This window comes from Roseburia sp. AM23-20 (assembly GCF_003470905.1).
GTDB lineage: Bacteria > Bacillota > Clostridia > Lachnospirales > Lachnospiraceae > Roseburia > Roseburia rectibacter.
Genome location: NZ_QRHS01000074.1, coordinates 1 through 883, shown reverse-complemented (window position 1 = coordinate 883; position 883 = coordinate 1). Strand labels below are relative to the sequence as shown.

General features: G+C 33.6%; 2 protein-coding genes. Both read left to right on the top strand.

The window, feature by feature from the left end; all coding sequences use genetic code 11:
* Nucleotides 1-221: 221 nt before the first annotated feature.
* The gene (locus DW650_RS19380; RefSeq protein ID WP_118598722.1) at nt 222-644 is read left to right on the top strand and encodes an ABC-three component system protein; all 423 of its coding nucleotides are present in this window, start codon (nt 222-224) and stop codon (nt 642-644) included.
* A 30-nt stretch (nt 645-674) separates the two neighbouring features.
* On the top strand, nt 675-845 hold the full coding sequence (locus DW650_RS20825) for a three component ABC system middle component (RefSeq protein ID WP_442969853.1): 171 nt from the start codon (nt 675-677) through the stop codon (nt 843-845).
* The last annotated feature ends 38 nt before the right edge of the window (nt 846-883 follow it).

Here is an 883-nt window from a genome sequence, read left to right as displayed (position 1 = left end):
TGTCACTTTTTAATTAAAGTGGCAGATATACTAAATTTCAATGATACAGTATACTAGAAGGATGGTGGTACAAAAAGGCAATTGAAGCTCTTTGTTCAGACTCACCTATATATATTACACAAAGCCAGGTTAGATCATTTATTGTATCTGTAAGTCAAGAATATTCGGATGATAATTTACCGATAGATATTTTTGATATTGACGATTTGCAAGAAAGTAATTTGAGTGCCAGTGAAAAAATTTTTTGTGAGCAACTTAAACTGATTTGTATTGGAAATCATCGTATGCAAACTGCATTAAGGGATTATTATCGTGCCTTTAATCAGAGGGCAAATTGGGTTAGGAATGATTTGTTATATGTCAATGAGTTGGAAAAATATGAGCAACGTTTGATAGATGAATGGGAACATGCTTTTGCAGCTATGGAAGATGATTTGTCCGAATGTATTGGTGTTACAGAAGAAGAAAAGATAAAAGAAGGACGTAGGCTTTTTTCTGACATTGAAAAGAAAGATATTCGAATTCGACCAAAATGTCAAGAAGCGTTTGTAATGAGAGGGAGTTATCATATGTTGGCTAATCAGCTCAAAGTGGGGTGGCATATAGATTTTTATGACAGGCTTAAGCAGTTGCTAAATATGTAAAAGGAGGCGATATAAGTGAAAAAGTGGAGTATGCGTACACATGAGGTCGCGTTTCTTCTTAATCCAGCTTTTTGTGGAAGAATATTATATTCAACAATTAGAACTTATAATGAAAAGACCAATCGGGCGTTTCCTTTCCCGTTGATATATTTGGTTTTGCCGCTTGTATTACATAAAGAAACTAGTATACTGTATCATTGATATTTAATTAATTTTATGGTCTGACAAACCGTTTCATG

Coding starts and splice junctions, on each gene's coding strand:
- DW650_RS20825 (WP_442969853.1), top strand. CDS start 675: ATGCGTACACATGAGGTCGCGTTTCTTCTTAATCCAGCTTTTTGTGGA.